Source organism: Streptomyces sp. NPDC026515 (assembly GCF_055567595.1).
In genome coordinates, this window is the sequence record NZ_JBVHQD010000007.1 from 87,711 (window position 1) to 113,652 (window position 25,942).

Annotated in this window: 24 protein-coding genes and 4 pseudogenes; 8 read left to right on the forward strand and 20 right to left on the reverse strand. The window is 71.2% G+C overall.

Annotated elements, in window-relative coordinates; translation table 11 throughout:
• Positions 1-73: 73 nt before the first annotated feature.
• From ACZ4O3_RS15775 to ACZ4O3_RS15800, 6 genes are all read right to left on the reverse strand, one after another.
• A complete protein-coding gene (locus ACZ4O3_RS15775) occupies positions 74-979 on the reverse strand; it encodes an SCO1860 family LAETG-anchored protein (RefSeq protein ID WP_467722516.1) in 906 nt (301 codons plus the stop codon).
• A gap of 142 nt (positions 980-1,121) precedes the next feature.
• Positions 1,122-2,213: an amidohydrolase family protein gene (locus ACZ4O3_RS15780; RefSeq protein ID WP_467722517.1), complete on the reverse strand. Its 1,092-nt coding sequence runs from the start codon at positions 2,211-2,213 to the stop codon at positions 1,122-1,124.
• A 43-nt stretch (positions 2,214-2,256) separates the two neighbouring features.
• On the reverse strand, positions 2,257-2,388 hold the full coding sequence (locus ACZ4O3_RS15785; protein WP_467722519.1) for a hypothetical protein: 132 nt from the start codon (positions 2,386-2,388) through the stop codon (positions 2,257-2,259).
• Between the two features lie 91 nt (positions 2,389-2,479).
• Complete coding sequence (locus ACZ4O3_RS15790; protein WP_467722520.1) at positions 2,480-3,265, reverse strand: amino acid ABC transporter ATP-binding protein; 786 nt, start codon at positions 3,263-3,265, stop codon at positions 2,480-2,482.
• The gene (locus tag ACZ4O3_RS15795) at positions 3,262-4,095 is read right to left on the reverse strand and encodes an amino acid ABC transporter permease (RefSeq protein ID WP_384988183.1); all 834 of its coding nucleotides are present in this window, start codon (positions 4,093-4,095) and stop codon (positions 3,262-3,264) included. Before ACZ4O3_RS15795 ends, ACZ4O3_RS15790 begins: the two co-directional genes overlap by 4 nt.
• Positions 4,092-4,946 (reverse strand): ABC transporter substrate-binding protein, encoded by an 855-nt coding sequence (locus tag ACZ4O3_RS15800; protein ID WP_467722522.1) that lies wholly within the window; start codon positions 4,944-4,946, stop codon positions 4,092-4,094. Before ACZ4O3_RS15800 ends, ACZ4O3_RS15795 begins: the two co-directional genes overlap by 4 nt.
• Before the next feature lie 217 nt (positions 4,947-5,163).
• On the opposite strand from ACZ4O3_RS15800, the gene ACZ4O3_RS15805 reads away from it, so the two are divergent.
• From ACZ4O3_RS15805 to thpD, 5 genes are all read left to right on the forward strand, one after another.
• Positions 5,164-6,264, forward strand: coding sequence for a pyridoxal-phosphate-dependent aminotransferase family protein (locus tag ACZ4O3_RS15805; protein WP_467722840.1), 1,101 nt, complete (start codon positions 5,164-5,166; stop codon positions 6,262-6,264).
• Between the two features lie 312 nt (positions 6,265-6,576).
• Positions 6,577-7,092 (forward strand): diaminobutyrate acetyltransferase, encoded by a 516-nt coding sequence (gene ectA / locus ACZ4O3_RS15810; protein ID WP_362720616.1) that lies wholly within the window; start codon positions 6,577-6,579, stop codon positions 7,090-7,092.
• Between the two features lie 11 nt (positions 7,093-7,103).
• The gene (gene ectB, locus ACZ4O3_RS15815) at positions 7,104-8,375 is read left to right on the forward strand and encodes a diaminobutyrate--2-oxoglutarate transaminase (protein WP_467722523.1); all 1,272 of its coding nucleotides are present in this window, start codon (positions 7,104-7,106) and stop codon (positions 8,373-8,375) included.
• A 31-nt stretch (positions 8,376-8,406) separates the two neighbouring features.
• Positions 8,407-8,805 (forward strand): ectoine synthase, encoded by a 399-nt coding sequence (locus tag ACZ4O3_RS15820; RefSeq protein ID WP_362720622.1) that lies wholly within the window; start codon positions 8,407-8,409, stop codon positions 8,803-8,805.
• 2 nt (positions 8,806-8,807) lie between these two features.
• Entirely contained in the window at positions 8,808-9,695 is an 888-nt protein-coding gene (gene thpD / locus ACZ4O3_RS15825; RefSeq protein ID WP_362720625.1) for an ectoine hydroxylase, read from the forward strand.
• A 71-nt stretch (positions 9,696-9,766) separates the two neighbouring features.
• On the opposite strand, the gene ACZ4O3_RS15830 is transcribed toward thpD, so the two are convergent.
• The 5 genes from ACZ4O3_RS15830 to ACZ4O3_RS15850 form a co-directional block, all read right to left on the reverse strand.
• A complete protein-coding gene (locus ACZ4O3_RS15830) occupies positions 9,767-10,828 on the reverse strand; it encodes an aminotransferase class V-fold PLP-dependent enzyme (RefSeq protein WP_362720628.1) in 1,062 nt (353 codons plus the stop codon).
• Positions 10,829-10,925: 97 nt separating this feature from the next.
• Positions 10,926-11,642, reverse strand: a complete 717-nt coding sequence (locus tag ACZ4O3_RS15835; RefSeq protein ID WP_362720630.1) for a DsbA family oxidoreductase — start codon at positions 11,640-11,642, stop codon at positions 10,926-10,928.
• Positions 11,643-11,702: 60 nt separating this feature from the next.
• On the reverse strand, positions 11,703-12,206 hold the full coding sequence (locus tag ACZ4O3_RS15840; protein ID WP_467722525.1) for a GNAT family N-acetyltransferase: 504 nt from the start codon (positions 12,204-12,206) through the stop codon (positions 11,703-11,705).
• A gap of 48 nt (positions 12,207-12,254) precedes the next feature.
• Positions 12,255-12,863, reverse strand: a complete 609-nt coding sequence (locus ACZ4O3_RS15845; protein ID WP_467722526.1) for a DUF1349 domain-containing protein — start codon at positions 12,861-12,863, stop codon at positions 12,255-12,257.
• Between the two features lie 65 nt (positions 12,864-12,928).
• Positions 12,929-14,458, reverse strand: a complete 1,530-nt coding sequence (locus tag ACZ4O3_RS15850; protein WP_467722528.1) for an aldehyde dehydrogenase (NADP(+)) — start codon at positions 14,456-14,458, stop codon at positions 12,929-12,931.
• Positions 14,459-14,603: 145 nt separating this feature from the next.
• On the opposite strand from ACZ4O3_RS15850, the gene ACZ4O3_RS15855 reads away from it, so the two are divergent.
• The gene (locus tag ACZ4O3_RS15855; protein ID WP_351694752.1) at positions 14,604-15,377 is read left to right on the forward strand and encodes an IclR family transcriptional regulator; all 774 of its coding nucleotides are present in this window, start codon (positions 14,604-14,606) and stop codon (positions 15,375-15,377) included.
• A gap of 81 nt (positions 15,378-15,458) precedes the next feature.
• Positions 15,459-16,916 carry a peptidoglycan D,D-transpeptidase FtsI family protein gene (locus tag ACZ4O3_RS15860; RefSeq protein WP_467722530.1) on the forward strand — a complete coding sequence of 486 codons (1,458 nt, stop codon included), beginning with the start codon at positions 15,459-15,461 and terminating at the stop codon, positions 16,914-16,916.
• Between the two features lie 60 nt (positions 16,917-16,976).
• On the opposite strand, the gene ACZ4O3_RS15865 is transcribed toward ACZ4O3_RS15860, so the two are convergent.
• A complete protein-coding gene (locus tag ACZ4O3_RS15865; RefSeq protein ID WP_362727048.1) occupies positions 16,977-18,428 on the reverse strand; it encodes an NCS2 family permease in 1,452 nt (483 codons plus the stop codon).
• 222 nt (positions 18,429-18,650) lie between these two features.
• Here ACZ4O3_RS15865 and ACZ4O3_RS15870 point away from each other — a divergent pair.
• Positions 18,651-19,005, forward strand: a pseudogene (locus ACZ4O3_RS15870) (sigma factor-like helix-turn-helix DNA-binding protein); the annotation flags it as partial.
• A gap of 373 nt (positions 19,006-19,378) precedes the next feature.
• On the opposite strand, the gene ACZ4O3_RS15875 reads toward ACZ4O3_RS15870, so the two are convergent.
• From ACZ4O3_RS15875 to ACZ4O3_RS15910, 8 genes and pseudogenes are all read right to left on the reverse strand, one after another.
• Positions 19,379-20,176, reverse strand: coding sequence for an HAD family acid phosphatase (locus ACZ4O3_RS15875; protein WP_467722532.1), 798 nt, complete (start codon positions 20,174-20,176; stop codon positions 19,379-19,381).
• Positions 20,177-20,367: 191 nt separating this feature from the next.
• A pseudogene (locus tag ACZ4O3_RS15880) lies at positions 20,368-20,607 on the reverse strand (pectinesterase family protein); the annotation flags it as partial.
• Positions 20,603-20,879: pseudogene (locus ACZ4O3_RS15885) on the reverse strand (carbohydrate ABC transporter permease); the annotation flags it as partial. The pseudogenes ACZ4O3_RS15880 and ACZ4O3_RS15885, both read right to left, overlap by 5 nt.
• A gap of 121 nt (positions 20,880-21,000) precedes the next feature.
• Positions 21,001-22,743 carry an L-arabinonate dehydratase gene (araD, locus tag ACZ4O3_RS15890; RefSeq protein WP_467722534.1) on the reverse strand — a complete coding sequence of 581 codons (1,743 nt, stop codon included), beginning with the start codon at positions 22,741-22,743 and terminating at the stop codon, positions 21,001-21,003.
• A complete protein-coding gene (locus tag ACZ4O3_RS15895; RefSeq protein ID WP_467722536.1) occupies positions 22,731-23,642 on the reverse strand; it encodes a dihydrodipicolinate synthase family protein in 912 nt (303 codons plus the stop codon). Before ACZ4O3_RS15895 ends, araD begins: the two co-directional genes overlap by 13 nt.
• Entirely contained in the window at positions 23,639-24,295 is a 657-nt protein-coding gene (locus ACZ4O3_RS15900) for a GntR family transcriptional regulator (protein WP_467722538.1), read from the reverse strand. The genes ACZ4O3_RS15895 and ACZ4O3_RS15900 overlap by 4 nt, the downstream gene beginning before the upstream one ends.
• Positions 24,296-24,474: 179 nt before the next feature.
• Positions 24,475-25,216, reverse strand: a pseudogene (locus ACZ4O3_RS15905) (MBL fold metallo-hydrolase); the annotation flags it as partial.
• A 74-nt stretch (positions 25,217-25,290) separates the two neighbouring features.
• The gene (locus ACZ4O3_RS15910; RefSeq protein WP_362732880.1) at positions 25,291-25,872 is read right to left on the reverse strand and encodes a TIGR03086 family metal-binding protein; all 582 of its coding nucleotides are present in this window, start codon (positions 25,870-25,872) and stop codon (positions 25,291-25,293) included.
• Between the last annotated feature and the right edge of the window lie 70 nt (positions 25,873-25,942).

Here is a 25,942-nt window from a genome sequence, read left to right on the forward strand (position 1 = left end):
GTTGTCCGTGGCTGGTCGTACCCGCGGGGCGGTAGCCGCGGATCGGCCACCGCCCCGCACCCCTGAAGGGGCGCTATCGCCGGCGCCGGGTCAGCGCCACCGCTCCGCCACCCGCCGCGACCAGGGCCAACGCGCCCCCGGCCACGTACGGCGTCACCGAACTCCCGCCCGTCTCCGCCAGCTTCGTCTCCTTCGCCGGGGCGCCCTGGGGCTTGACGTCGGTCACCGGGTCGGCGGGGTCCGACGGGGCGGCCGGCGCCGGCGGTGTCTCGCAGGTCGCCTTCGCCAGGGTCAACGTTCCTTCCACGTCGGCCACGTTCAGCTTCAGCGGGTTCACCGAGACCTTCAGTTCCAGGGCGCTGGCCGCGGCCGTCGTCGACGTCGTCTCGCGCTTGGACAGGTCGAGGCGGACCTCGCCGACGCCCGGGACCTTGACGTCGGTGGGGCCACCCGCGCTCAGCGTCACCCGCTTGCCGAGGACCGTGACGGCGCCGAGCACGTTCGCCGAGGCCACCGGCTGCTTGCCGGTCTCGCAGGTGGCCTTGGAGGTGACCGTGTCGAGTTCGACGAGAGACAGCAGGGGCAGGCCGGGCAGGTGCAGCCGGGCGTGCGCGAGGTGGACCGAGCCTTCGGCCAGTCCGTCGGAGACCGTCGCCTTCGCCGAGGCGACGTCGGCGCCCAGGACGCTGAACGGCTTGCCGCCGTCCACTCCGTCGAGGGTGGCGGTCAGCGCGGTGCGGTCGGCGCTCCGCGGTGCCTGGACCTCGTTCAGGGTGACCGCGAGCGGGACGTTCACGGTCTTGTTCAGGAGGGAGACGTCCAGGCCGGTGCGGAGGACGACTGCGCTCGCGCGCCCCTGGTCGGTGGTCGCGTGTGCGGTCCCCGCGCCGGCCAGGGCCGCGGGACCGGCGGCCAGGGCGGCGGCCGTCGCGGCGGTCGCGAGACGGCGTGCGGGCATGCGGAACGTGTAGCTGTTCAAGGTGGCGGGACCCCCAGAGGAAACTTGCTCGGGACCCGCCAAGAATTACGCACCGTGGGTGAACAGGCGGCGATCCTGCGTGACTTCACTCATTAGTGGACTTTCCGCGCACGCATTCGACCAGCCGGGCACAGGCGTTCCCTTACTCGACGACCTGCCCGTTCAGCACCACCCGGCGGGGGGACGCGAGGACGCGTACGTCCGCGCGCGGATCGCTCTCGTACACCACCAGGTCCGCCGGTGCGCCCTCCTCCAGGCCTGGCCTGCCGAGCCAGGCACGGGCGGCCCAGCTGGTCGCGGCGAGCGCCTCGACGGGCGGGATCCCGGCGGTGACGAGTTCGGCGACCTCGCCCGCGACCAGGCCGTGGGCGAGGGAGCCGCCGGCGTCGGTGCCGACGTACACCGGGATGCCGGCGTCGTAGGCGGCGCGGACGGTGTCGTAGCGGCGTGCGTGGAGCCGGCGCATATGGGCCGACCAGCGCGGGAACCTGGCGTCGCCGCCGGCCGCGAGGCTCGGGAAGGTGGCGATGTTGACGAGGGTCGGGACGATGGCGACCCCTCGTTCGGCGAAGAGCGGGATCAGCTCCTGCGTCAGGCCCGTCGCGTGCTCGATGCAGTCGATGCCGGCCTCGACCAGGTCCTGCAGCGAGTCCTCGGCGAAGCAGTGGGCGGTGACCCGGGCGCCGAGCCGGTGCGCCTCCGCGATCGCCTCCTGCACCGCGTCCCGCGGCCAGCTGGGGGCCAGGTCGCCGAGGTCGCGGTCGATCCAGTCGCCGACCAGCTTGACCCAGCCGTCGCCGCGCCGGGCTTCCTGGGCGACGTGGGCGACCAGGTCCGCCGGCTCGATCTCGTGGGCGAAGTTCCTGATGTAGCGGCGGGTGCGGGCGATGTGGCGGCCGGCCCGGATGATCTTCGGCAGGTCCTCGCGGTCGTCGACCCAGCGGGTGTCGGACGGCGATCCGGCGTCCCGGATCAGCAGCGTGCCTGCCTCACGGTCGGTGAGGGCCTGCTTCTCGGCGGTGGCCGTGTCGACCGGGCCGTGCGGGCCGAGGCCGACGTGGCAGTGGGCGTCCACGAGACCGGGGAGCGCCCAGCCCTCGACGGTCGTGATGTCACGGGCGCCGGCGGGACGGTCGTGGCAGACGCGGCCGCCCACCACCCACAGTTCGTCACGGACGTCCTCGGGTCCCACGAGGACCCGGCCCTTCACGTGCAGCACCGGTTGATCGCTCATGGGGGTCAGCCTAGGACGACCGGGAGTCCGTCCCCGATGCGGCTCAGCAGCCGGCCGCCGTGCACCCGGCGCCGAACTGGGAGCCGCCGACGAGGCCGGGGCTGAACTCCCCCGACAGGACGGTCGCCCGCGACCACGGCCGGGCCGGGCCGGGCCGGGCCGGGCCGGTGTGCACGTCGCAGGACGCCTCGCAGAGGTTCTCTCCACACGACGTGCGTTCACGGCCGAACCCCCGCGCACGGCCCCGGCGGCCGGGCCCCGGCCGGCTACTTCGGGGACTCCTCCTCCACCTGCGCCATGGCCGGGTCCAGCAGCCGGGACAGGAAGTGGCGGGTGCGCTCGTGCGTGGGGTCGCCGATCACCTGGTCCGGTGTGCCGTCCTCGATCACGACTCCCCCGTCCATGAAGACGACCCGGTCGGCGACCTCGCGCGCGAAGGACATCTCGTGGGTGACCACCATCATGGTCATGCCCTCCCGGGCCAGCATCCGCATCACCGCCAGCACGTCCCCGACCAGCTCCGGGTCGAGGGCCGAGGTCGGCTCGTCGAAGAGCATCACCTCGGGGCCCATCGACAGCGAGCGGGCGATCGCCACCCGCTGCTGCTGGCCGCCGGACAGGGCGGCGGGGTAGGCGTTCGCCTTCTCCGACAGGCCCACCCGCTGGAGGTTCTCGGCGGCCACCCGTGCCGCCGTCGCCTTGTCCCGCCTCAGGACCCGGCGCTGCGGCAGCGTGAGGTTCTCGGTCACCGTGAGGTGCGGGAAGAGGTTGAACTGCTGGAAGACCATGCCGATACGGCGGCGTACGGCGTCGATGTCGACGTCGGGATCCGTCAGCTCCGTGCCGCCGACGAACACCTGGCCCTCGGTGGGCTCCTCCAGGAGGTTGACGCAGCGGAGCAGCGTGGACTTCCCGGAGCCGGACGGGCCGATGACGCACACGACCTCGCCCCGGCGGATCTCCAGGTCGATGCCGCACAGCACCTCGTTGTCGCCGAAGGACTTGTGCAGGTCCTTGACCTGGATCTCGGGTCGGCTCGGGTCGGATGTCATCGCACGGCCTCCTGGGCCTTCCCCTCCATGCGGCGCACCAGGAAGCCGAGCGGGATCGTGACCAGCAGGTAGCACAGTCCGGCGACCAGGATCGGGGTGGAGTTGGCGGTCGTACTGGCCAGGTCGCGGCCGTACTTGGACAGTTCGCGTTCCTCCAGGGTGACACCGAGGAACAGGACCAGGGAGGAGTCCTTGAAGAGGAGCACCAACTCGTTGGTCAGCGGCGGGAGGATGATCCGGAACGCCTGCGGGATCACGATCGAGACCATCGCGCGGGCGGGTGAGAAGCCCAGCGAACGGGCCGCCTCCAACTGCCCCCTGGGGACCGCCTGGATGCCCGCGCGGATCGTCTCGGCCATGTACGCGGCGGCGACCAGGCCCAGGGCGAGCGCCACCTTGCCGTAGGTGCCGCCGACGATCTCGGTGCCGGGGAAGGCGAGCGGGACGACGACCCCGATGAAGATGAAGATCAGCAGGGCGGGCAGGCCGCGGAAGATCTCGATGTAGATGCCGGCCAGCCAGCGGTAGGGGCCGACGGAGGAGAGCCGCATCAGCGCGATCACCATGCCGAGCGCCAGGCCGACGGCGAAGCCGGAGAGCGTGTAGAGCACGGTGTTCTTCAGCGCCAGCGTGATGACGTCCGGGAACATCTGCTTGGCGATGCTCCACTGCGCGAACTGGTTCTTCAGCCGCCCCCAGTCGGCGCCGGCCGCGAAGGCGATCACGGCGGCCACGAAGACGACGTACTGCGCGCCGCGGAAGAGCCGGCGCTTCTGGCGCCGGCTCAGACCCTTCCTGCGGGGCTGGAGTCCGGTCTCCGCGGCGGTCATGAGGAGGCCGCGGAGGCCGGGGACGTGTCGTACGGCCCGATCCACTTCTCGTAGAGCTTCTGGTAGGTGCCGTCGGCCTTGGCGTCGGCGATCGCCTTGTCGACGGCGGCCAGCAGCTTGGTGTTGCCCTTCTTGACCGTGAAGCCGTACTGCTCACCGGTGTTGATCTGTCCGGCGACCTGGAAGGCTGCGGCGTTCGCCTTGTCCTTCAGCCAGCCCTGGACCACCGGGTAGTCGATGACGACGGCCTTGACCTGGCCGGTGCGCAGTCCGTTGAGGACGGCGTCGGAGGACTCGAAGGAGACCGGGTCGAAGCCCTGCGCCTTCGCGTAGTCCTCGCCGGTGGTCTGCGCCTGTGTGCCCAGCTTCACCTTCTTGGCCTTGGCGTCGGCGAGCGAGGTGATGCCGCTGCCCTTGGCGACGAGCAGGGCCTGGGTGGCGTCGAAGTACGGGACGGAGAAGTCGACGTTCTTCTTGCGTTCGGCGGTGATGGTCATGCCGGCCGCGGCCAGGTCGCACTCGCCGGAGTTGAGGAAGGCGCCGGTCTTGAAGTTCTCGAACGGTGTGTCGAGGATCTGCTGCTTCACGCCGAGGTCCTTGGCGACCAGGTCGATCATCGACACGTCGAAGCCCTGCACCTTGCCGTCGATCTCCGACTGGAAGGGCGGGTACGGCAGGTGGGTGCAGGTGGTGAGCTGACCGGCCTTGACGAGTTCGACCCCGCCGGCGGCCGTTCTGGAGGCGCTGGAGCCGTTGCCGCTCGACGTGCAGCCGGCCACGAGGGCCAGCCCGGCCGCGGCGGTGACGGCGGCCAGGGCACGAGCCCGGCGGTGCCCGGGGAGCGTGGTCACGAGACCTCCCGTGAGTCTGTGATGGAGCTTTGCATTCCGTTTGCGGGTTCCGATTATAAGGAGATGTTTGGGTATCTCAAACCAAACCAATGGCGGTGAGACCGTCCGGGCCTAAGAAATTGCCGGTCTCTGCCGGTCGCTGCCGGTCAAGGCACTGCGACGGGCGCTGGTTACGCTCATGCCGACCCGCCCCTCCGTGAGTGAAGAGAGCAGCGCCGTGACCCACCCCTTCCTCGATCTGCCCCCGCTGAGCGCCGCACACTTCGCCGCCATCGAGGACCGCGTGGCCCGCCTCCTCGGCACCCGGCAGGACGTCGTGATCATGCAGGGTGAGGCACTGCTGCCCCTGGAGGGCGCGATCAGGGCGGCCGCCGGACCGGGGACGACCGCACTGAACGTGATCACCGGCCCCTACGGGCAGACCTTCGGGAACTGGCTGAGGGACTGCGGCGCGACGGTGATCGACCTCACGGTGCCGTTCCACACGGCGGTGACGGCCGCGCAGATCCGGGAGGCGTTCGCCGGGCACCCGGAGATCGACTTCGTCTCCCTGGTGCACGCGGAGGCGGCCACCGGCAACACCAACCCGGTCGCGGAGATCGGTGCGGTGGTACGGGAGCAGGGCGCCCTCTTCTACCTGGACGCGGTCGCCTCGGCCGGGGCCGAGCCGGTGCTGCCGGACGCCTGGGGCGTGGACCTGTGCGTGATCGGGGCGCAGAAGGCGATGGGCGGTCCGGCCGGCGTCTCGGCGGTCTCGGTGAGCGAGCGGGCGTGGGCCCGGATGGCGGCGAACCCCGGCGCTCCGCGCCGCTCGTACCTGTCGCTGCTGGACTGGAAGGAGCGCTGGGTCGACGGCGGCCGCAAGGTGCTGCCGCACGCGCCCGCCCAGCTGGAGATGCTCGCCCTGGAGGCCTGCCTGGAGCGGATCGAGGCGGACGGACTGGAGACGGTGATGCGCCGTCACCGCGCGGCCGCACTGGCCACCCGGGCCGGAGCGGTGGCCCTGGGCGGCGGCCTGGAGCCCTACGTGCACGAGGAGCCGGACGCGGCGCCGGTCGCCACCACGCTGCGGGTGCCGTCGGGGGTGGTGGCCTCGGAGCTGGTCGCCGAAGCGCTGGCGGGGGACGGCACGCTGCCGCTGGCCGCGGGCGGCGGCGCGCTGGCCACGGAGATGATCCGGGTCAACCACTACGGGGCAAACGCGACGCCGGGCGCGGTCCGGTCGAGCCTGGCGGCGCTCGGCGCGGGGCTGGCGAAGCAGGGCCGGACGGTGGACCTGGAGGGGGCCCGCCGGGCGGTCGAGTCCGCCTGGCGGTAGCGGACCGAAAGGAGCGGAAGGCCGCACCGGCCGCACCGGCGGCGGCACACCGAAGACATTGACGGCGCCAGAATTCAAGGCAATTCCGAATTCCCTTTTGGATCGATAGCTTACCCGAGTTCTTCTGCCCGCTTTTTGCGGTGCTAAACCGAGGTAATTTCATCCAGGTTTCCACCCTGTGACGTACTCCACATAACCGGGCCGTTTGCCCGGTTTGTGACGAAAAATATCGGGACATAAAGGCACGGCAGGTTGAGCGGACAACGGCACCTGCCGTGCATTTTTGCATTTGCCTCGCTAAATTCAGCACGCATGACCACCCCACAAGCAGACCTGATCGTCGAGCGCCCGATGGTGACCGACGGTGCCGCCCTGTGGCGTATCGTCAGGGATTCCGGAAACCTCGATCTGAACTCCTCGTACAGCTATCTGCTGTGGTGCCGGGATTTCGCCGCCACGTCGGCGGTGGCGCGCGGCGCGGACGGCGAACCCGTCGGATTCGTCACCGGATACACCCGGCCGGACCGCCCGGGCACGCTGCTCGTCTGGCAGGTCGCCGTGGACGCCGCACAGCGCGGTCGCGGTGTCGCCGCACAACTGCTGGACGGGCTCACGGCCCGGGTGGCCGCCGAACAGCCGCTCACCGCCGTGGAGACCACCATCACGCCCGGGAACACCGCCTCCGAGCGGCTGTTCACCTCGTACGCCGCCCGGCACGGCGCCACCGTCGAGCGCACCGTGCTGTTCGAGGCCGGCGAGTTCCCCGACGGTCCGCACGACCCCGAAGTCCTGTACCGCATCGGCCCCTTGACCCCCACATCGCACTGAGGAGCCTCCCTGTGACCATCACCCAGCCCGACCTGAGCGTCTTCCAGACCCTGGAGTCAGAGGTCCGCAGCTACTGCCGCGCCTGGCCCACCGTGTTCGACCGGGCCCGGGGCAGCCGGATGTACGACGAGGACGGCCACGAGTACCTGGACTTCTTCGCCGGCGCCGGGTCACTCAACTACGGCCACAACAACCCGGTGCTGAAACGGGCGTTGCTCGACTATCTGGAACGCGACGGGGTCACCCACGGCCTCGACATGTCGACCACCGCCAAACGGTCGTTCCTGCAGACCTTCCAGGACCTGGTGCTGCGGCCGCGCGACCTGCCGTACAAGGTCATGTTCCCCGGGCCGACCGGCACCAACGCCGTGGAGTCCGCGCTGAAGCTGGCGCGGAAGGTGAAGGGACGCGAGGCGATCGTGTCGTTCACCAACGCCTTCCACGGGATGTCCCTCGGGTCGCTGGCCGTCACCGGCAACGCGTTCAAGCGGGCCGGAGCCGGTATCCCGCTGGTGCACGGGACGCCGATGCCCTTCGACAACTACTTCGAGGGCAGGATCCCGGACTTCCTCTGGTTCGAACGGCTCCTGGAGGACCAGGGGTCGGGACTCAACAAGCCCGCCGCGGTGATCGTGGAGACCGTGCAGGGCGAGGGCGGCATCAACGTCGCCCGGCCCGAGTGGCTGCGCGCCCTCAAGGAGCTGTGCGAACGGCAGGACATGCTGCTGATCGTCGACGACATCCAGATGGGCTGCGGCCGGACCGGCGCCTTCTTCTCCTTCGAGGAGGCCGGGATCGTCCCCGACATCGTGACGGTGTCGAAGTCCATCAGCGGATATGGACTGCCCATGTCGCTGTGCCTGTTCCGGCCCGAGCTGGACGTCTGGGAGCCGGGCGAGCACAACGGCACCTTCCGCGGCAACAACCCCGCCTTCGTCACCGCGACCGCCGCCCTGGAGTCCTACTGGACCGACGGGCCGGCGATGGAGAAGCAGACCCGGGCCAAGGGCGAGCAGGTCGAGCAGGAGCTCATCGCGATCGTCGAGGAGAACCTCGCCGACGTGCGGGAGTACCGGGGCCGGGGTCTGGTGTGGGGCATGGAGTTCCACGAGAAGGCGCGGGCCGGCCGGATCGCCAAACGCGCCTTCGAACTGGGGCTGCTCATCGAGACGTCGGGGCCGGAGAGCGAGGTCGTCAAGCTGCTGCCCGCCCTGACCACCACCCCGGACGAACTGGACGAGGGGCTGAACATCCTCGCCCGGGCCGTCCGGGAGACCGTCTGACCAGGATCCAGCTAGGAGGCTGTACACCACCGTGATCGTCCGTTCGTTCAAGGAGATCGAAGGCACCGACCGGCATGTCAAGGCCGCGTCCGGGACCTGGGAGAGCAAACGCATCGTCCTCGCCAAGGAGCGGGTCGGGTTCTCGGTGCACGAGACGATCCTCTACGCGGGTACGGAGACCGAGATGTGGTACGCCAACCACATCGAGGCCGTGGTCTGCGTCGAGGGCGAGGCCGAGCTGACCGACCGTGAGACCGGGACGTCGTACACGATCACGCCCGGCACCATGTACCTCCTCGACGGGCACGAGCGGCACACGCTGCGCGTCAAGGAGGACTTCCGCTGCATCTGCGTGTTCAACCCGCCGGTCACCGGCCGGGAGGACCACGACGAGAACGGCGTCTATCCCCTGCTGACGGAGGAGGGCTGACCATGACCACGATCACCGACCTGTACCCGAGCCGTGGCCCGGCCGAGGTCTCCGTACCCCGCAAGGACCCGGTCGTCTGGTCGGCGCCGGGCGCGGCCGGGCCGATCCCCACGGACCGGCTGGAGGCGTTCGAGCGGGACGGCTTCCTCGCTGTCGACCAGCTGCTCGCGGACGACGAGGTCGCCGTGTACCGGCAGGAACTGGAGCGGCTGATCGCCGACCCGGCGATCCGGGCCGACGAACGCTCGATCGTCGAGCCGAAGACGAAGGAGATCCGCTCGGTCTTCGAGGTGCACCGGATCAGCGAGGTGTTCGCGAACCTGGTGCGCGACCAGCGGGTGGTCGGCCGGGCGCGGCAGATCCTCGGCTCGGACGTCTACGTCCACCAGTCGCGGATCAACGTCAAGCCCGGGTTCGGGGCCAGCGGCTTCTACTGGCACTCGGACTTCGAGACCTGGCACGCCGAGGACGGGCTGCCGAACATGCGCACCGTGTCGGTCTCGATCGCGCTGACCGAGAACCACGACACCAACGGCGGTCTCATGATCATGCCGGGCTCGCACCGGACGTTCCTGGGCTGCGCCGGCGCCACGCCCGAGGACAACTACAAGAAGTCGCTGCAGATGCAGGACGCGGGCACGCCCTCGGACGAGGCGCTGACCGCGATGGCCGGCGAGTACGGCATCAAGCTGTTCACCGGCCGGGCCGGTTCGGCCACCTGGTTCGACTGCAACTGCATGCACGGCTCCGGCGACAACATCACGCCGTTCCCGCGCAGCAACGTCTTCATCGTGTTCAACAGCGTGGAGAACAAGGCGGTAGAGCCGTTCTCGGCCCCGGTCCGCCGTCCTGAGTTCATAGGCGCACGGGACTTCACACCCGTGCGGTGAACTCCCCCGAGACCGGCCGGGCCGGGACCTCCCGTGGGACGGGGTCCCGGCCCGGTCGTGTCCCGCGTCCGTCAGCCGCCGAGTACGTCCAGGAGCCGGTCCACGTCCGCGGCGGTGTTGTACAGGTGGAAGGCGGCCCGCAGGTTGCCCGCCCGGTCGGAGACCTCGATGCCGGCGCGGCTGAGGTCCGGCTGCCGGTCCCCGAGCCCGGGCACCGAGACGATCGCCGAACCGGGCGCGGGCAGGGCGGCGTGGCCGAGGGCGGCGAGTCCGGCCCGGAACCGGTCGGCGAGAGCCATGTCGTGGGCGTGCACGGCGGCCACCCCGAGTTCCTCGACGAGCTCCAGGGAGCGGCGCAGGCCCGCGAAGGTGAACAGGGCGTGGGTGAGGTCGAACCGCCGGGCGGAGTGGGCCAGTTCGGCGACCGGGCCGTAGCAGCTGTCCCACGGCCGTTCGCCCGCGACCCAGCCGGCCAGCAGCGGGGTCAGCCCGCCGAAGTCCTCGGGGACCACGAGGAAGGCCGTACCGTGCGGGCCGAGCAGCCACTTGAAGGAGACCGCGGCCGAGAAGTCGAAGCCGTCGGCGTCCATCGGGAGCCAGCCGGCGGACTGGGAGAAGTCGACGTAGGTACGCGCGCCGTGGTCGCGGGCGGCCTCCCGCAGGGCCGCCAGGTCGGCGACGCGGCCGTCGGCGGACTGGGCGGCGCTGACCGCGACCAGCGCGGTGCCGGGGCGGACCGACTCGGCGATCCGCTCCAGCGGCACGGCGCGCACCTTGAGATCGCCGCGGACGTGGAACGGGTTCAGCACGGAGGTGAAGTCGTCCTCGGCGGTGAGGACTTCGGCGCCCGCGGGCAGCGAGGCGGCGATCACGCCGGAGTGCGCGGCGACGGACGCGCCCACCGCGATGCGGGTCGCGGGGACCCCGGCGAGCCGGGCGTACGCGGCCCGGGTCGCCTCCACGTCCTCGTGCAGCGAGGTCAGCGGCCGGCCCTCGGCCCGCAGCAGGGCCGCCTCGTGCAGGGCGGCGACCGTGCGGGCCGGCAGCAGGCCGTTGCTGGCGGTGTTCAGGTAGGTGCTCTTCGGCGTGAACTCGGCGCGGACGAGGCTCGCGAACGTCTCCGTGGTCTCCATGGCTCCACTCTGCGGCCCACGGAACCCCCCGTCCATTGCGGATTTTTACCCAACACCGCTAAGCATCGCTTATACCACCACTGTGACCTGTGGTTTCTCAGTGCTGCGGGACCGCGCACCCGTCCGGCCCGCAGGCCTCGGCGCCACCCTCGTCGATGAGCTGCAGCGGGGACCGCGCGCCCCAGGCCTGGCCGAGCGCCTGGGTGAAGACCTCGGCGGGCTGGGCGCCGGAGACGCCGTACTTCCGGTCGAGGACGAAGAACGGCACCCCGCGCGCGCCGAGCTCGGCCGCCTCGCGCTCGTCGGCGCGGACGTCGTCGGCGTAGCGGGCCGGGTCGGCGAGCACCCCGCGCACGGCGTCCGCGTCCAGCCCGGCCTCCGCGGCCAGCTCGACGAGCCGTTCGGCACCTTCGGTGAACAGGGACCGCTCCTCGGCGAAGTTCGCCCGGTACAGGATCTGGATGAGTTCGTCCTGGCGGCCCTGCTCCTTGGCGAAGTGCAGCAGCCGGTGCATGTCGAAGGTGTTGCCGTGGTCCCGGCCGCGGGTCTGGTAGTCGAGGCCCTCGGCGGCGGCCTGGGCACCCAGGTTGTCCTCGCCGGCCTGGGCCTGCGCCTCGCTCATGCCGTACTTCTTGGTGAGCATGGCGAGCACGGGCTGGACGTCGTCCGTGGCGCGGCCTGGGTCCAGCTCGAAGGAGCGGTGCACGACCTCGACCTCGTCGCGGTGCGGGAAGGCGGCGAGCGCCTTCTCGAAGCGGGCCTTGCCCACGTAGCACCACGGGCAGGCGATGTCGCTCCAGATCTCGACGCGCATGTTGTCGGCTCTCCAGGTAGTAAGACGTCTTCAACTGCCTGAACCTTCAAACAGCGCGCTTCATTCCCCCTCCACCGCGTACCGCAGATACAGGTGGTGGTCGCCGTCGGCGGGCGGCTGCTCCGGGTCCGGCACCCAGCCCTGGCGGGCGTAGAAGGCCTGGGCCCGCCGGTTGTCGGTGTGCACGTCGAGCACGGCCGTCCGCCTGCCCTCGGCCCGCCACTGCTCCAGGCAGGCGGCGTGCAGCGCGGTGCCGACACCGGTCCGCCAGTGGTCGGGGTCGACATGGAACTGGAACAGCTTGACCGTTTCCGCCGTCGCGTCCTGCGGCGTGCGGAAGGAGGCGACGGCGGTGATCACGCCCGCCTCCACCACGCACAGCACCTGGCCGTCGGGCCGCTCGACGGCTCCCCGCCAGGCCGCCGTCCAGTCGGTGCCGTCGTCCGGGAGGCCGTCCGGGTAGTACGTCGACCTGGCCCGGTGGTGCAGCACGGCGATCTTCTCGGCCTCGGCGGGCAGGGCCGTACGGATCACCCGCAGCCCCTTCAGACGGTCACTGATCATGCAGGACAGGACGCGGACACGCCCGCACCGGTTCCAGGGCCGCGCCGCTCAGCTTCCGTCGCGGAGGTCGGCCGGCCAGTCGGGCCGGAACTCGAGGTGGTCGTACGTCACCACACACCCCTCTCCTATCGGCGACTGGGTCATGAAGCCGACCAGCGCGTCCGCGGTCTCCTTCTCGCCGCCCAGCGTGAACAGCCGCACGAAGACCCACCTCTTGCCGTCGCGGGAGGCGTGGAAGGCGAGCGCGCGCCCGGTCCGGCTGATCCGAAGCCAGACCGAACTCCCCTCCACGGTGAAGGCGTTGGAGTCGTCGGAGTGTCCCCGGGTGACCACCGTGCAGACGGTGGGGACGTCCGGGGAGTTCTCCAGGCAGAGCTTGGCCCAGGCCCGTTCCCCGACGTGGACGTAGAGCACACCGGCGTCGAAGGCGGCGCCGAACCCGACGGTGACCCGGGCGATCAGCTGGAAGTCGCCCTCGGGCGCCCCGAGCAGCCGGGGTGCGTCCGAGGCGGGATCCAGGGCCTCCCCGGTGGGGGACACGAACCGGTCCTGCCGCGCCCCGGCCCACCCGGTGAGCACACCGTCCTCATAGAACCAGTGCCCGTCGGGCCCATAGGTACGCAGGGGAAAGGGAAGTTCGGGGAGTTCGAGGTCCATTGCCACAGTCTCGCAGGGGGCTGCTCCCCCCAAGGGGCGCCGGGGTCCCCCACGCCCCCGCGACGCTACCGCTCCAGAACCCCGTTGAACCGCCGCGGCAGCCCCAGCGGGTTCTCGTCCCGCAGCTCCGCCGGCAGCATCGCCTCCGGCACGCCCTGATACGCCACCGGCCGCAGCCACCGCTCGATGGCCGTACCGCCCACCGAGGTCGACGTCGACGTGGTGGCCGGGTAGGGGCCGCCGTGATGCTGGGCCGGTGCGACGGCGACCCCCGTCGGCCACCCGTTCACCAGCACCCGCCCGGCCAGCGGCGTGAGCTCGGCGAGGATCTCCGCCCCGAGCCCCTCCCCCGCGGCCTCCTCGGCGGAGACGTGCACCGTCGCCGTGAGGTTGCCCGGCAGCCTCGACAGCACCGCCGTCGCCTCGTCCCGGTCCGCGTACCGGACCACCACGGTCACCGGCCCGAAGCACTCCTCGAGGAGCAGGTCGTACGCCCCCTCCTCGGCCAGCCGGCTCGCCGGCACCGTGAGGAACCCCGCGCTGACGGTGTGCTCGCCGCCCGCGCCCGGGGTCACCGGGCTCTCCACGTCGGGGAGCCCGGCGCGCTCGGCGACCCCGGCGACGAAGTTGTCCCGCATCCGGTGGTCGAGCAGCACGCCCGCGTCGGTGTCGCTGACCGCGTCCGTCAGGGACTTGAGCAGGCCGTCACCGGCGGCGTCGGCCGGTACCAGGACCAGGCCCGGTTTCACGCAGAACTGGCCGACGCCCAGCGTCATGGACCCGGCGAGCCCGGTGCCGATCTCCCCGCCGCGCTCGGCGGCCGCGGCCTCGGTGACCAGGACGGGGTTGAGGGAGCCCAGCTCGCCGTGGAAGGGGATCGGGACCGGCCGCGCGGCGGCGGCGTCGAAGAGCGCCCGCCCGCCCCGTACCGAACCGGTGAAGCCGGCCGCGGCGACCAGCGGGTGCCTGATCAGCTCGATGCCGGCCTCGAAGCCGTGCACCAGGCCGACCACCTCGGCGGGGATGCCGTGCGCGGCCGCGGCCCGGCGCAGCACCTTGGCGACCAGCTCGGACAGGCCCGGGTGGTCGGGGTGGGCCTTGACCACGACCGGGTTGCCCGCGGCCAGCGCGCTCGCGGTGTCGCCGCCGGCGACCGAGAAGGCGAAGGGAAAGTTGGAGGCGGAGTAGACGGCGACGACACCCAGCGGGACCTTGTAGCGACGCAGGTCGGGGACGGGCGGAGTGGCGCCGGCGTCGGGGTGGTTGACGATGACGTCGAGGAAGGCGCCCTCGTCGACGATGTCGGCGAAGGCCCGCAGCTGGTAGGTGGTGCGGGCGAGTTCGCCGGTGAGCCGGACCGGGCCGAGCGCGGTCTCGGCGTCGGCCGCCTCCACCAGGTGGTCCTTGGCCGCGTCGAGTCCGGCGGCGGCGGACCGCAGGAAGGCGGCGCGGACCGAGCGGTCGGCCAGGGAACCGCGTACGGCGTGCGCCGCGGTGACGGTGGCGTCCACCTCCTCGGCTGTGGCTTCCACCGCAACCTGTTCACGCTGCTTCCCGGTACGCGGGTCGACACTCCAGACTGGTGCTGCTGCCACCGCGGGTCCCTCCATGAGTTGCGTTCTGCCGCAGAGCCGGGTCACTCACCAGGGATGTTCGATATACTGAACGCTGTCTCTGATGATGAATATGCTGTTGGAGACTATAACCTCGGTTTCTCGTCCAACGAAGGGGTCAAGGGCGATGTCGGCAGGCGAGACAGGCGGCGGGGCACAGGTCAAGTCCGCGGTACGGACCGTGGAGTTGCTCGAATACTTCGCGGGCCGGCCCGGTATGCACTCCCTCGCGGCGGTCCAGGAGGCCGTGGGCTATCCCAAGTCCAGCCTCTACATGCTGCTGCGCACCCTGGTGGAGCTGGGGTGGGTGGAGACGGACGCGACCGGCACCCGGTACGGCATCGGGGTCCGGGCCCTGCTGGTCGGCACCTCCTACATCGACGGCGACGAGGTGGTCGCGGCGGCCCGCCCGACCCTGGACCGGCTCTCCGACGACACCACGGAGACCATCCACCTGGCGCGTCTCGACGGCACGAACGTGGTCTACCTGGCCACCCGCCAGTCCCAGCACTACCTGCGCCCCTTCACCCGGGTCGGCCGCCGGCTCCCCGCGCACTCGACCTCCCTCGGCAAGGCGCTGCTGGCCACCCACACCGACGAGCAGGTCCGCAAGCTGCTCCCGGAGACCCTCCCGGCGCTCACCGAGCACACCCTCACGGACCGCGAGAAGCTCATCGAGGAGCTCCACCAGATCCGCGAGCAGGGCTTCGCCATCGACCGCGAGGAGAACACGCTCGGGCTGCGCTGCTTCGGGGTGGCGATCCCGTACCGCACCCCGGCCCGCGACGCGATCAGCTGCTCGGTCCCGGTGGCCCGCCTCACCCCCGCCCATGAACAGATGATCAAGGACGCCCTGTTCGACGCCCGGGACCGCCTGACCCTGGCGACGCGGCGGCTCTAGCCCGGTTCCGCATGAACGCGTGATGAGAATTCCGCCCGCGAGGGAACGGACGACCCGTCTTCGCTCGTCTGTCTGGGCGGGATGAACAAGACGATCAGGCGGGCGTCCGTCTTCGTGCTTCTGCTCGTGCTCGCTCTGCTGGCCAGGGCGACATGGTTGCAGTACTACGACGGCCAGGCCCTCGCGGACGACACGAAGAACCGGCGGAACGCGATCCAGACGTACTCGCAGCCGCTGGGAAACATCGTCGTGGCCGGTGACGCGATCACCGGCTCGGCACGGACATCGGGCAGCGACCTCGCGTACAAGCGCACCTACACCGCCGGCAAGCTGTACGCGGCGGTGACGGGCTATGCCTCGCAGGCCTATGCCCCCACCCAGTTGGAGGGCATCTACCAGGATCTGCTCAACGGCACCGACACCCGGCTCAAGTCGGTGATGGACACCGTCACCGGGGAGCGCGCCGACCCGGGTGACGTGGTCACGACGATCGACCCGGACGTCCAGAAGGCGGCCTACCAGGCGCTCGGCGACAAGAAGGGCGGGGCGGTCGCGATCGACCCGAAGACCGGCAGGATCCTGGCGGCCGTCTCCACCCCGTCGTACGACCCGGACTCGCTCACCGACGCGAACACGGCCGGCTCGGCCTGGAAGTCGCTGAACGCCGACGCGGACAAGCCGCTCACCAACCGGGCGCTGCGCCAGCCGCTGCCGCCGGGTTCGACGTTCAAACTGGTGGTCGCGGCGGCCGCGCTGGAGGACGGGCTCTACCAGAACGTCGACGAGAAGACGGTCAGCCCCGTCCCGTACACCCTGCCGGGCACCACGACCCCGCTGCGGAACGAGAACACGTCGGCGCCCTGCGAGAACGCCCCGATCCGGGTGGCTCTCCAGTACTCCTGCAACAACGTCTTCGGCAAGATGGCCGTCGACCTGGGCCAGGACAAGGTACGGGCGATGGCCGAGAAGTTCGGGTTCAACGACGAGAAGCAGGACGTGCCGGTACGGGCCTGGGCCAGCGTCTACCCCAAGGACATGGACAAGGCCCAGACCGCCCTCTCCGGCATCGGCCAGTTCGACGTCACCGCGACGCCGCTCCAGATGGCCATGGTGTCGGCCGCCATAGCCAACGGCGGCAGACTCGTGTCCCCGCATATGGTCTCCCAGATCACCGACAGCGGCGGCGACGTGCTGGAGAACTACGACGACGAGACGGGCACCAAGGAGATCGTCAGCTCCTCGACGGCCGACCAGCTGCAGTCCGCGATGCAGACGGTCATCGAGCAGGGCACCGGTACCAACGCGCGGATCGACGGCGTCACGGTGGGCGGCAAGACGGGCACGGCCCAGCACGGCGAGAACAACAGCAAGACGCCCTACGCCTGGTTCACGTCCTACGGCAGGTCGGACAGCACCGGCAAGGAGGTCGCCGTGGCCGTCATGGTCGAACAGTCGGACGCCGCGCGGTCGGAGGTCAGCGGCAACGGCCTGGCGGCGCCGGTGGCCAAGGCGATAATGCGGGCGGCATTGAAGAACTGACCGCGCGGTTCCTCCCCCGGCCTCCGGCGGGGGAGGAACCGGCGCCCCTGACGGGGCGCTCTACTTCACGCCCAGAACCTGCTCCACCGGGTCGATGGCGAAGTACACCAGGAACAGCGCCGACACCACCCACAGCAGCCAGTTGACCTCCTTCGCCTTCCCGAGCACCGCCTTGATCACCACGTACGCCAGGAACCCCGCCCCGATACCGTCGGTGATCGAGTAGGTGAACGGCATCGCGGCGATCGTCAGGAACGCCGGGATGGCGATCTCGTACCTGTCCCAGTCGATGTGCTTGACGTGGGTCATCATCAGGAAGCCCACGGCGATCAGCGCGGGCGCCGCCGCCTGGAGCGGCACGATCGTCAGCAGCGGGGTCAGGAAGAGCGCGAGCCCGAACAGGCCGCCGGTGATCAGGTTGGCGAAGCCGGTGCGCGCCCCCTCGCCGACCCCCGCCGCCGACTCGATGTACGCCGTGTTGGAGGAGGCCGATCCCACGCCGCCGGCCACCGCGGCCGCGCCGTCGATGAACAGCACCCGTCCGATGCCGGGCACCTGGCCCTTCTCGTCCAGCAGCCCGGCCTCCGCGCTGATGCCCACGATCGTGCCCATGGCGTCGAAGAAGTCGGACAGGATCAGCGTGAAGACCAGCAGGACCGCGGTGAGGACACCGGCCTCGGCGAAGCCGCCGAACAGGCTGAAGTGGCCGAAGAGCCCGAAGTCGGGGGTGTCCACGATCTTGTCGGGGACCTTCGGCGTGGTCAGGCCCCAGCTCTTGATGTCGGCGATCGAGTCGATGACGGTCGCCACCACGGTCATGGTGACGATGCTGATCAGGATCGCGCCCTTCACCTTGCGCGCGACCAGCGCGATGGTCAGGAGCACGCCAAGACAGAAGACCAGGACGGGCCAGCCGGTCAGCCGGCCGACGGCGCCCAGCTGCACCGGCACGGTGGTGTTCGCGGCGTCCGGGATCCGGCTGACGAACCCGGCGTCCACGAAGCCGATGAAGGCGATGAACAGACCGATGCCGACCCCGATCGCCTGCTTCATCGGCTGCGGGATCGCGTTCATGATCGCTTCCCGCAGCCCGGTCACCACCAGCACGCAGATCAGGATGCCTTCGAGGACGACCAGGCCCATCGCGTCGGACCAGCTCATCAGCGGCGCCAGCTGGAAGGCCACGACGGCGTTGAGGCCGAGGCCGGCCGCGATGGCCAGCGGCAGGTTGCCGCCGACACCCATGATGACCGTCATCACGCAGGCCACCAGCGCGGTGGCGGTGACCAGTTGGCCGGTGTCGAGGGTGTGCCCGAACTTGTCCTTGGCACTGCCGAGGATGATGGGGTTCAGGACAAGGATGTAGGCCATGGTGAAGAAAGTGGCGAAGCCGCCGCGTATCTCCCGGCCGAAGGTGGACCCCCGTTCGGAGATCTTGAAGAACCGGTCCACGGTGTTCCCGGCAGGCGGCGCGGCGCCCTGCCGCTCCTCCACCTTCTGCGACTCGGACATGGTCGTACTCCTCGTTGCCTGAGTGATCGTGTGCGAATGCTGGCTGGATTGTTCCCGCGTTGAACAGGTTTCAGGTTTTCTCCGTGTTACGGAATCAGTCCGACGGAGACAAAAAGAGCGCTGCTACGCTCCGCACCTCGCCGGTGCGTTCCTCTAGACGTTCGCCCGTCGTCGCGAGAAGAGGTCACCCGTGGCCACAGTCGTCGACGACGCCTCCGTGGAGTGGCCTACGCCCGGGGTGTCGTCGCCCATCCGGCCCGTAGCCGCGTCCGCGGCGCCGTGCGCGAGCGGCGCCGGGCCGCCCTGTTCTGGTCGTACCGCAAGGAACGGACCGACAACCCCGGCATCGCCGGCGTGGTCGACGTGCGGAGGGCGCCGCGCCGCCTGCCGTTCCGCAAACGGGCGTGTGGGTGCTTCGGCACGCGTTCGACCTGCCGAGAAGGACACCGCGCTCGCCCTCGGGATCTCGGTGGGTACCGTGAAGAGCCAGACGCCGAAGGCTCGACCGCGGGGGCGAGCCGGACGGACCGCTGCGGTCGGACGGCTCGGTGGACCCGCACGGCAACCGTGCGGTTGAAGGTCGCGCAGACCGGCGGGGTGTCCTCGACCGGAGCCTGGCACACCCTGGAGAGGCCCGACTTCACCGGGACCGTGACCGCACGCGACGGCTTCCTGGTCCACCCGTGGACGCTCAGGCCGGGCCGCGAGGTCTCCCGGCCGCGGCGAGTGGCTGTGCGCGGGCCGGTACGACCACGAACGCGGCGGACGCGACGCCCGCGCCGGCACCTGCACGATCGCGGCCGCCGCGGGCGGCAGGCGGTACGCGGTGACCGGCGGCTTCGGCGGCCGCATGCCGGCCGACGGCGAGTGACGGCACTTGCGCCGCCGGCGGCATGCCCAGCGGAGAGGCGAAGCGGGCCAAAGGAGCTGCCCCGGCCCGCTTCCGTCGCCTACGACACGAAGTAGGTCGGGTTCGGCAGCTTGTACGTGCGGTCCGCGTGGCCGCCGTCCAGGTCCGAGTACTGGTCGCCGAAGTTGGCGATGATGTCGTACCCGAGGTCCTTCTCGATGTGCTTGCGGGTGCCGGACTTGTACTGCACGGTGGTGCAGGTCCAGCTGCCCGCGGTGGCGCAGCCGCTCAGGTACGACGGCGGGTTGGCCGAGTCCTTCAGGAACATGTGCCCGGCGTCGAGGTTCACGTCGGCACCGGTCTTCTTCAGGTTCTCGACTGCGGCGGTGCGCTGCGCCTCGCTGAGACCGGAGTTGTAGAAGACCTCGACCCCCTTCTGCGCCGCGTACCGCACCAGTTCGGCGCTGCCGAAGACGCCCGGACGGTCGGCCTTGTTGACGTAGGCCGCCCAGGTGGCGGAGTTGTACGTGTAGTTGTAGCGCTTCTCGTAGTCGAGGCTGAGCAGCAGCGTGTCGTCGATGTCGAAGACGACGGCGGGCCTCTCGCCCTTGCGGTGGGCCTTGCGTGCGGCCCGGTCGATGTACCGCTCGGCGTCCTCGTCCAGACGCGCCAGGTCCTTGGCGTACTGGCTGGTCGGCGACGCCTGGTAGACGCCGTCGGCGTCGGCGGCGGTGCCGTAGTAGGTGTCGATGTCCTTCACCAGGAGCCCGATGTTGTAGGGCTCGTGGGTGGAGTTCGCGGTCGACTGGCCGGCGGTGGCGGCGCCGGCGCCGTAGAGCGCACCGGCGGCGACCGTACAGGCGGCGGTGACCGCCGCGATCCGAAGTGACTTATGCATGACAGGAGTTCTACGCGCGTCATCCTGGTGGGCGCGAGTCCCGTTGCCTGATCGATATCACTTCCCCAGGCAAAAACCGGGTCAAGCACCCTGGAGGGAATGGTTCCGGATGTCCGGGTCAGTCCATGCTGGCCCCGATGGTGGTGCTTCCCGTCGTCAGGAAGGCGGTCGCGGGCGGGGGGCTGATCCCGGGGCTTCGGCGTCCCGCCCGCGTTGCCGTGGACGATGACGGCGGCCCGGGGATCACGGCTCGCGCCCCGCAGGGGCGGTCCCGTCCTCTCGGCGGGCACGTTCACGACCTCGCGGTACGTCCCCGGGTGCACGACGATCGTCCACCCCGGCCCGGACACCGCGTCCACGGCCGCCTGGACGGGTGCAGAGCAGGTCGACGCTGTTGAACTCCCCGCCGCGCGCGGCAGCGTGGCGAGCACGATGGCGTCCTCGACCCGTCTGGGAGTTGCAGAGCAGCACCCACATCGCGGAGGTCAGCGCGCCGGAGACGGCCCAGGGCGGGAAGACCGGCACCGGCCCAGCGCCCGCCCGGCGAACGTCTGTTGACGATGAGCACCGGCGCCGGGCCGAGGAGCAGCTGCAGCCCGGCTTCCACCACGGCCCACTGGGCGCCGAAGGTCGGCGTGTCCCAGAACCGCGGGTCGTACGCGAAGGCCCGGGTGAAGTTGCCGAGTCCCGCGAAGCCGTTCCGGCCATGACTGTTCTTCGTCCGCTCTGGTGACAGCGGGTGCAGGAAAGCTTGCTGCATGCACGTGGTTGAGGCGCTTCGACGATCATCCGTACCGGCTGGGGGGCGGTTGCGGGTGGTGCGGTCAGCCCGCGTACGGGTCGGGGACCTCGCCCGGCCGGGCCAGGAACTCGAAGTCGCAGCCGGTGTCGGCCTGGGTGATCTCCTGGTCGTAGAGCGCTCCGTAGCCGCGGCGCGAGCGCACCGGCGGCGGCGTCCACTCGGCGCGGCGGCGCGCCAGCTCCTCGTCGTCCACGTCGAGCCGCAGACTGCGGGCCGCGACGTCCAGCGTGACGGGGTCCCCGGTGCGGACCAGGGCGAGCGGCCCGCCGACGTAGGACTCGGGCGCGATGTGCAGGACGCAGGCGCCGTAACTCGTGCCGCTCATCCGGGCGTCGGAGATCCGCACCATGTCGCGCACCCCCTGCTTCAGCAGGTGGCCGGGGATGGGCAGCATGCCGTACTCGGGCATGCCGGGGCCGCCCCTGGGCCCCGCGTTGCGCAGCACCAGCACGCTGTCGGCGGTGATGCTGAGGGCGGGGTCGTCGATGGTGCGCTGCATGGTCCGGTAGTCGTCGAAGACGACGGCGGGCCCGGTGTGCCTCAGGAGCCGCGGTTCGGCGGCGATGTGCTTGATGACGGCGCCGTCCGGGCAGAGGTTGCCGCGCAGTACGGCGACTCCGCCCTCGGCGGCCACCGGGTGGTCACGGGTCCTGATGACGTCGTCGTCGTGCACCCGGGCACCGGCGAGCTGCTCGCGGTAGGTGTCGTGGCAGACCGTCGGACGGTCCAGATGGAGCAGGTCGGGGATACGGGAGAGGAAGCCCGGCAGGCCGCCCGCGAAGTGGAAGTCCTCCATGAGGTGGGTCCGGCCGCCGGGGCGGACGTTGGCGAGGACGGGCACGGTGCGGGCGATGCGGTCGAAGTCGTCCAGGGTGAGCCGGACGCCCGCCCGGCCGGCCATGGCGATGAGGTGGATGACGGCGTTGGTGGAGCCGCCGAGGCCGAGGACGGTGGTGACGGCGTCCTCGAAGGCGTCGCGGGTCAGGAGCCGGGAGAGCCGCAGGCCGCGGTGGACGAGGTCGACGATCCGCATCCCCGCCCGGGCCGCCATCCGCTCGTGCCCCGAGTCGACGGCGGGGATGCTGGACGCGCCCGGGACCGTGACGCCGAGGGCCTCGGCGGCGGCGGTGAGGGTGGAGGCCGTCCCCATGGTCATGCAGTGCCCGGGGGAACGGGCCAGCCCGCTCTCCAGCTCCGCCATCTCGCAGTCGCCGATCAGACCGGCGCGTCTGTCGTCCCAGTACTTCCACATGTCGGTGCCCGAGCCGAGGACCTCGCCCCGCCAGTGGCCGGGGAGCATCGGTCCCGCGGGGACGAAGACGGCCGGCAGGTCGACGGAGGCGGCGCCCATGAGGAGGGCGGGGGTGGACTTGTCGCAGCCGCCCATGAGCACGGCACCGTCGACCGGGTACGACCGCAGCAGTTCCTCGGTCTCCATGGCGAGGAGGTTGCGGTAGAGCATCGGGGTCGGCTTCTGGAAGGTCTCGGAGAGCGTGGCGACCGGGAACTCCAGCGGGAAGCCGCCGGCCTGCCAGACGCCCCGCTTGACGGCCTGCGCCCGGTCACGGAGGTGCGCATGACAGGGATTGATGTCCGACCAGGTGTTGAGGATCGCGATGACCGGCTTGCCGAGGTGCTCCTCGGGGAGGTACCCGAGCTGGCGGGTGCGGGCGCGGTGGCTGAAGGAGCGCAGGCCTTCGGTGCCGTACCACTGGTGGCTGCGGAGTTCCTCGGGCCGCTTGCGGGGCGCGTTCACACGGACCATCCGGAGGCGATCGCGGCGACCTCGGCACGCTGTTCCACGGGCAGCTGCCTGCTGGGCGGGCGGACGTCGCGGCGGCAGAGGCCGAGGGAGGCGAGGGCCTCCTTGACGACGCTCACGTTGTCGGCGGAGCCGTGGGCCGCGCGGAGTTCCTCGAAGCGGCGGACCTGTTCCCAGACCTTCATGGCGGCCGGGAAGTCCCCGGCTCGAAGCGCTTCGATCATGTTCAGCGACACGGCCGGGGCGACGTTCACCAGGCCGGAGGTGAAGCCGGTGGCGCCGGCCGAGAAGTAGGAGGGGGCGTAGAGCTCGGCGAGACCGGCCACCCAGACGAAGCGGCCGAGACCCGCGTCCCGGGCGAACGCGGCGAACCTGGCGGCGTCGGGGACCGCGTACTTGACGCCGATCACGTTGGGGCAGGCGTCGGCGAGCTCGGCGAGGCGGGCACCGGGCAGCCGGGCGTTGCGGACGTAGGGGACGACGCCCAGTTCGGGCACGGACTCGGCGATGGCGCGGTGGTAGTCCACCCAGCCGCCCTGCGAGACGTACGGGTGGACGGGCTGATGGACCATCACCATCTGCGCGCCACGCTCGCGGGCGTGCCGGGCGGCGGCCACGGCGGTCGGCACGTCGTGACCCACCCCGACGAGGATCACGGCCCGCTCCCCGGCCTCCTCGACGGTCAGCTCGGTGACCAGACGCCGTTCCTCGGGGGTGAGGGCGTAGAACTCGCCGGTGTTGCCGTTGGGGGTGAGCGTGCGGATCCCGCCGTCGAGGAGGCGGCGCAGCAGGGCCCGGTGCGCGTCCTGGTCGAGGCTGCCGTCCGGGGCGAAGGGGGTCACCGGGATGGCCACCACGTCGGCCAGGGCCGCCCGTCGGGTCTCCAACGCCACGCTGTTCATGCCTGTCCCTCCGTTGCCCGGGCTTCGGGGTACGCGCGCTCGACGAAGGACGCGATGTGGTCGCGCAGGGCACCGGCGGCGCCGTCGGCGTCGCCCGCCACGGCCAGCCGCAGGATCTCGCGGTGCTCACCGGCCTCCTGTTCCCAGGAGGGGGAGGCGGCCCAGGCGACGGCGGAGACGAGGGCGGCCTGGTCACGGACCTCGTCGAGCATCCGGCCGAGCAGCGGGTTGCCGCACTGGAGGTAGAGGGCGCGGTGGAAGTCCCGGTTGGCGAGGGAGCGTTCGGCGGTGTCGGTCGCGTGGTCGGCCCGGGTGAGGGCCGCGCGGGCGGCGTCCAGGGAGGCGCCCTGGCGGACGGCCCGGTGCAGCGCCTCGGGTTCGAGCAGGAGCCGTACGTCGTAGACCTCGCGTGCCATGTCCGCGTCCACCATGCGTACCGTGACGCCCTTGTACTGGCTCATCACGACCAGTCCGGTCCCCGCGAGGGTCTTGAGCGCCTCCCGCACGGGGGTCTTCGACACCCCGAACTGCGTGGCCAGCTCGGTCTCCACCAGGGGCTGACCCGGCGTCAGCCGCCCGGTGAGGATGCGGTGCTTGATCGCGTCCAGCACATACTGCGTCCGGGACGGAATCGGTATGGGCACAGAGGTCATGCGCGCCTCTCGGGGTCACCGGCCGGCTCCGGCGAGCCGATCCGACGTATCTGATCTCGCGTATCACGTCTCATATATGACGTACGAAGTACGACGCGGATGAAGGTAGGAGGACTTCCGTGGTCCGTCAATGCTTCTGACAGAGACCTCCTGCCGGACGAGCCCCGGGTTCGGAGACCCCGGGCCTCGCCCTCCCGGGCCACGCCGGTGGGCCGTCCCGACACCGCGCCCGCCCGTGCCGCCGCCTCCCGGGTCGGCGTCGGCCCCACGTGCGTCACCAGCAGCTCCCGCACGCCGGCCTCCCGGGCGATCCGCCCCGCGTCCTCGGGGGTCAGATGCACACGTTCGCCCTCGCGATGCTCGTCGAGATCGGCCTCGCCCAGGAAGACGTCCGCGCGGGCGGCCGGCCCGGTCAGCGCGTCGCAGGGCCCGCTGTCCCCGGAGTACGCCAGCACACTCCCCCTGGCACTCGGCGCGCAGGCCGTAGGCCTCGGCGCCGTGGGCCACCGCCCGCGCGGCGAGCCGCAGGTTCCAGTGCTGGACCATGTGGCCGTCGTACAGCGGCCGGAAGTCCAGCACTCCGTCCAGGAAGCCCAGGTCCGGCCGGCCGAGGAAGCCGGCCGGCCGCTGCGCGCAGGCCTGCGGCGCGTACACCGGGCTCGGCGCGGCCGGCGTCATCCCGCCGAAGGCGTACGCGTAGGCCGCGGCCAGCAGATCCGCACAGGGGTTCGCGTGCAGGTGCGAGATCCACATCGCCGTGAGCCGGGCCGGATCCGTGTGCTGCTGCAATTCCGCGAACGTCCCCGTCCCGGCGTCGACCCACACCTCCGCGCCCCCGCCCCGCAGCAGACAGCCGGAGCACGGGCGGCCGGGCCGGGGGTGCGGAGAGGCGGTGCCGAGGACGGTGAGGCTCAGCGCCACGGCCAGGCCCGTACGGATCCGGCACCCCGCCCGCTCACGGTTCGAGTGGATCTACGGCTTTGGGCCCGGTACCGTCACGGCTTCCAGCCGGGGTCCCGGCCGCTCAGCCCGACCGTCCGCGCCAGCAGCGGCGCGCTCTCCGGCACCGCAACCAGCGGGCCGAAGGGGCCCCGGTCGGCCTGCGCAGCCGCCCGCAGGAAGCCGTACGCCGCCTCCAGCGCCGCCGGGTCCGGGGTGTACTCCTGCCCGGTGGCCCGGGCCAGGTCCCAGCCGTGGACGACCAGTTCGTCGGCGGCGACGGCCGCGGCCACCTCCCCCGGCAGGTCGATCCCGCCCGCCCGGGTCATCCCGCCCCACGCGGACGGCTCCCGCCAGGCCCGCGCCAGGGCGTCGAGCGCCTCGGGCAGCTCCCGCCGCCACCCCGGGTCCAGTCCCGGCAGGCCCGCTGAGCGGCTGCCGTCGGTCGAGGCCCCGAGGTCCTTGCGGGCCGCGTCCCGGAAGGCCACGGACAGGCCCGCCACATGGCCCAGCAGATGGCGGACCGCGTACTCCGGACACGGGGTGGCCCCCGTGAGCTGCTCGTCCGTCACCCGTTCCGCGAGCCTCGCCACGATCCTCGCCTGCGGGCCGAGGTCGATCATGGTGCTTCCGGTCATTCCCGCCGCCTCCCAGTTCCGTTCCGGTGATCCCCGTCGGGGGGGGGTGGACCTCACCGCGGCCGCGAAC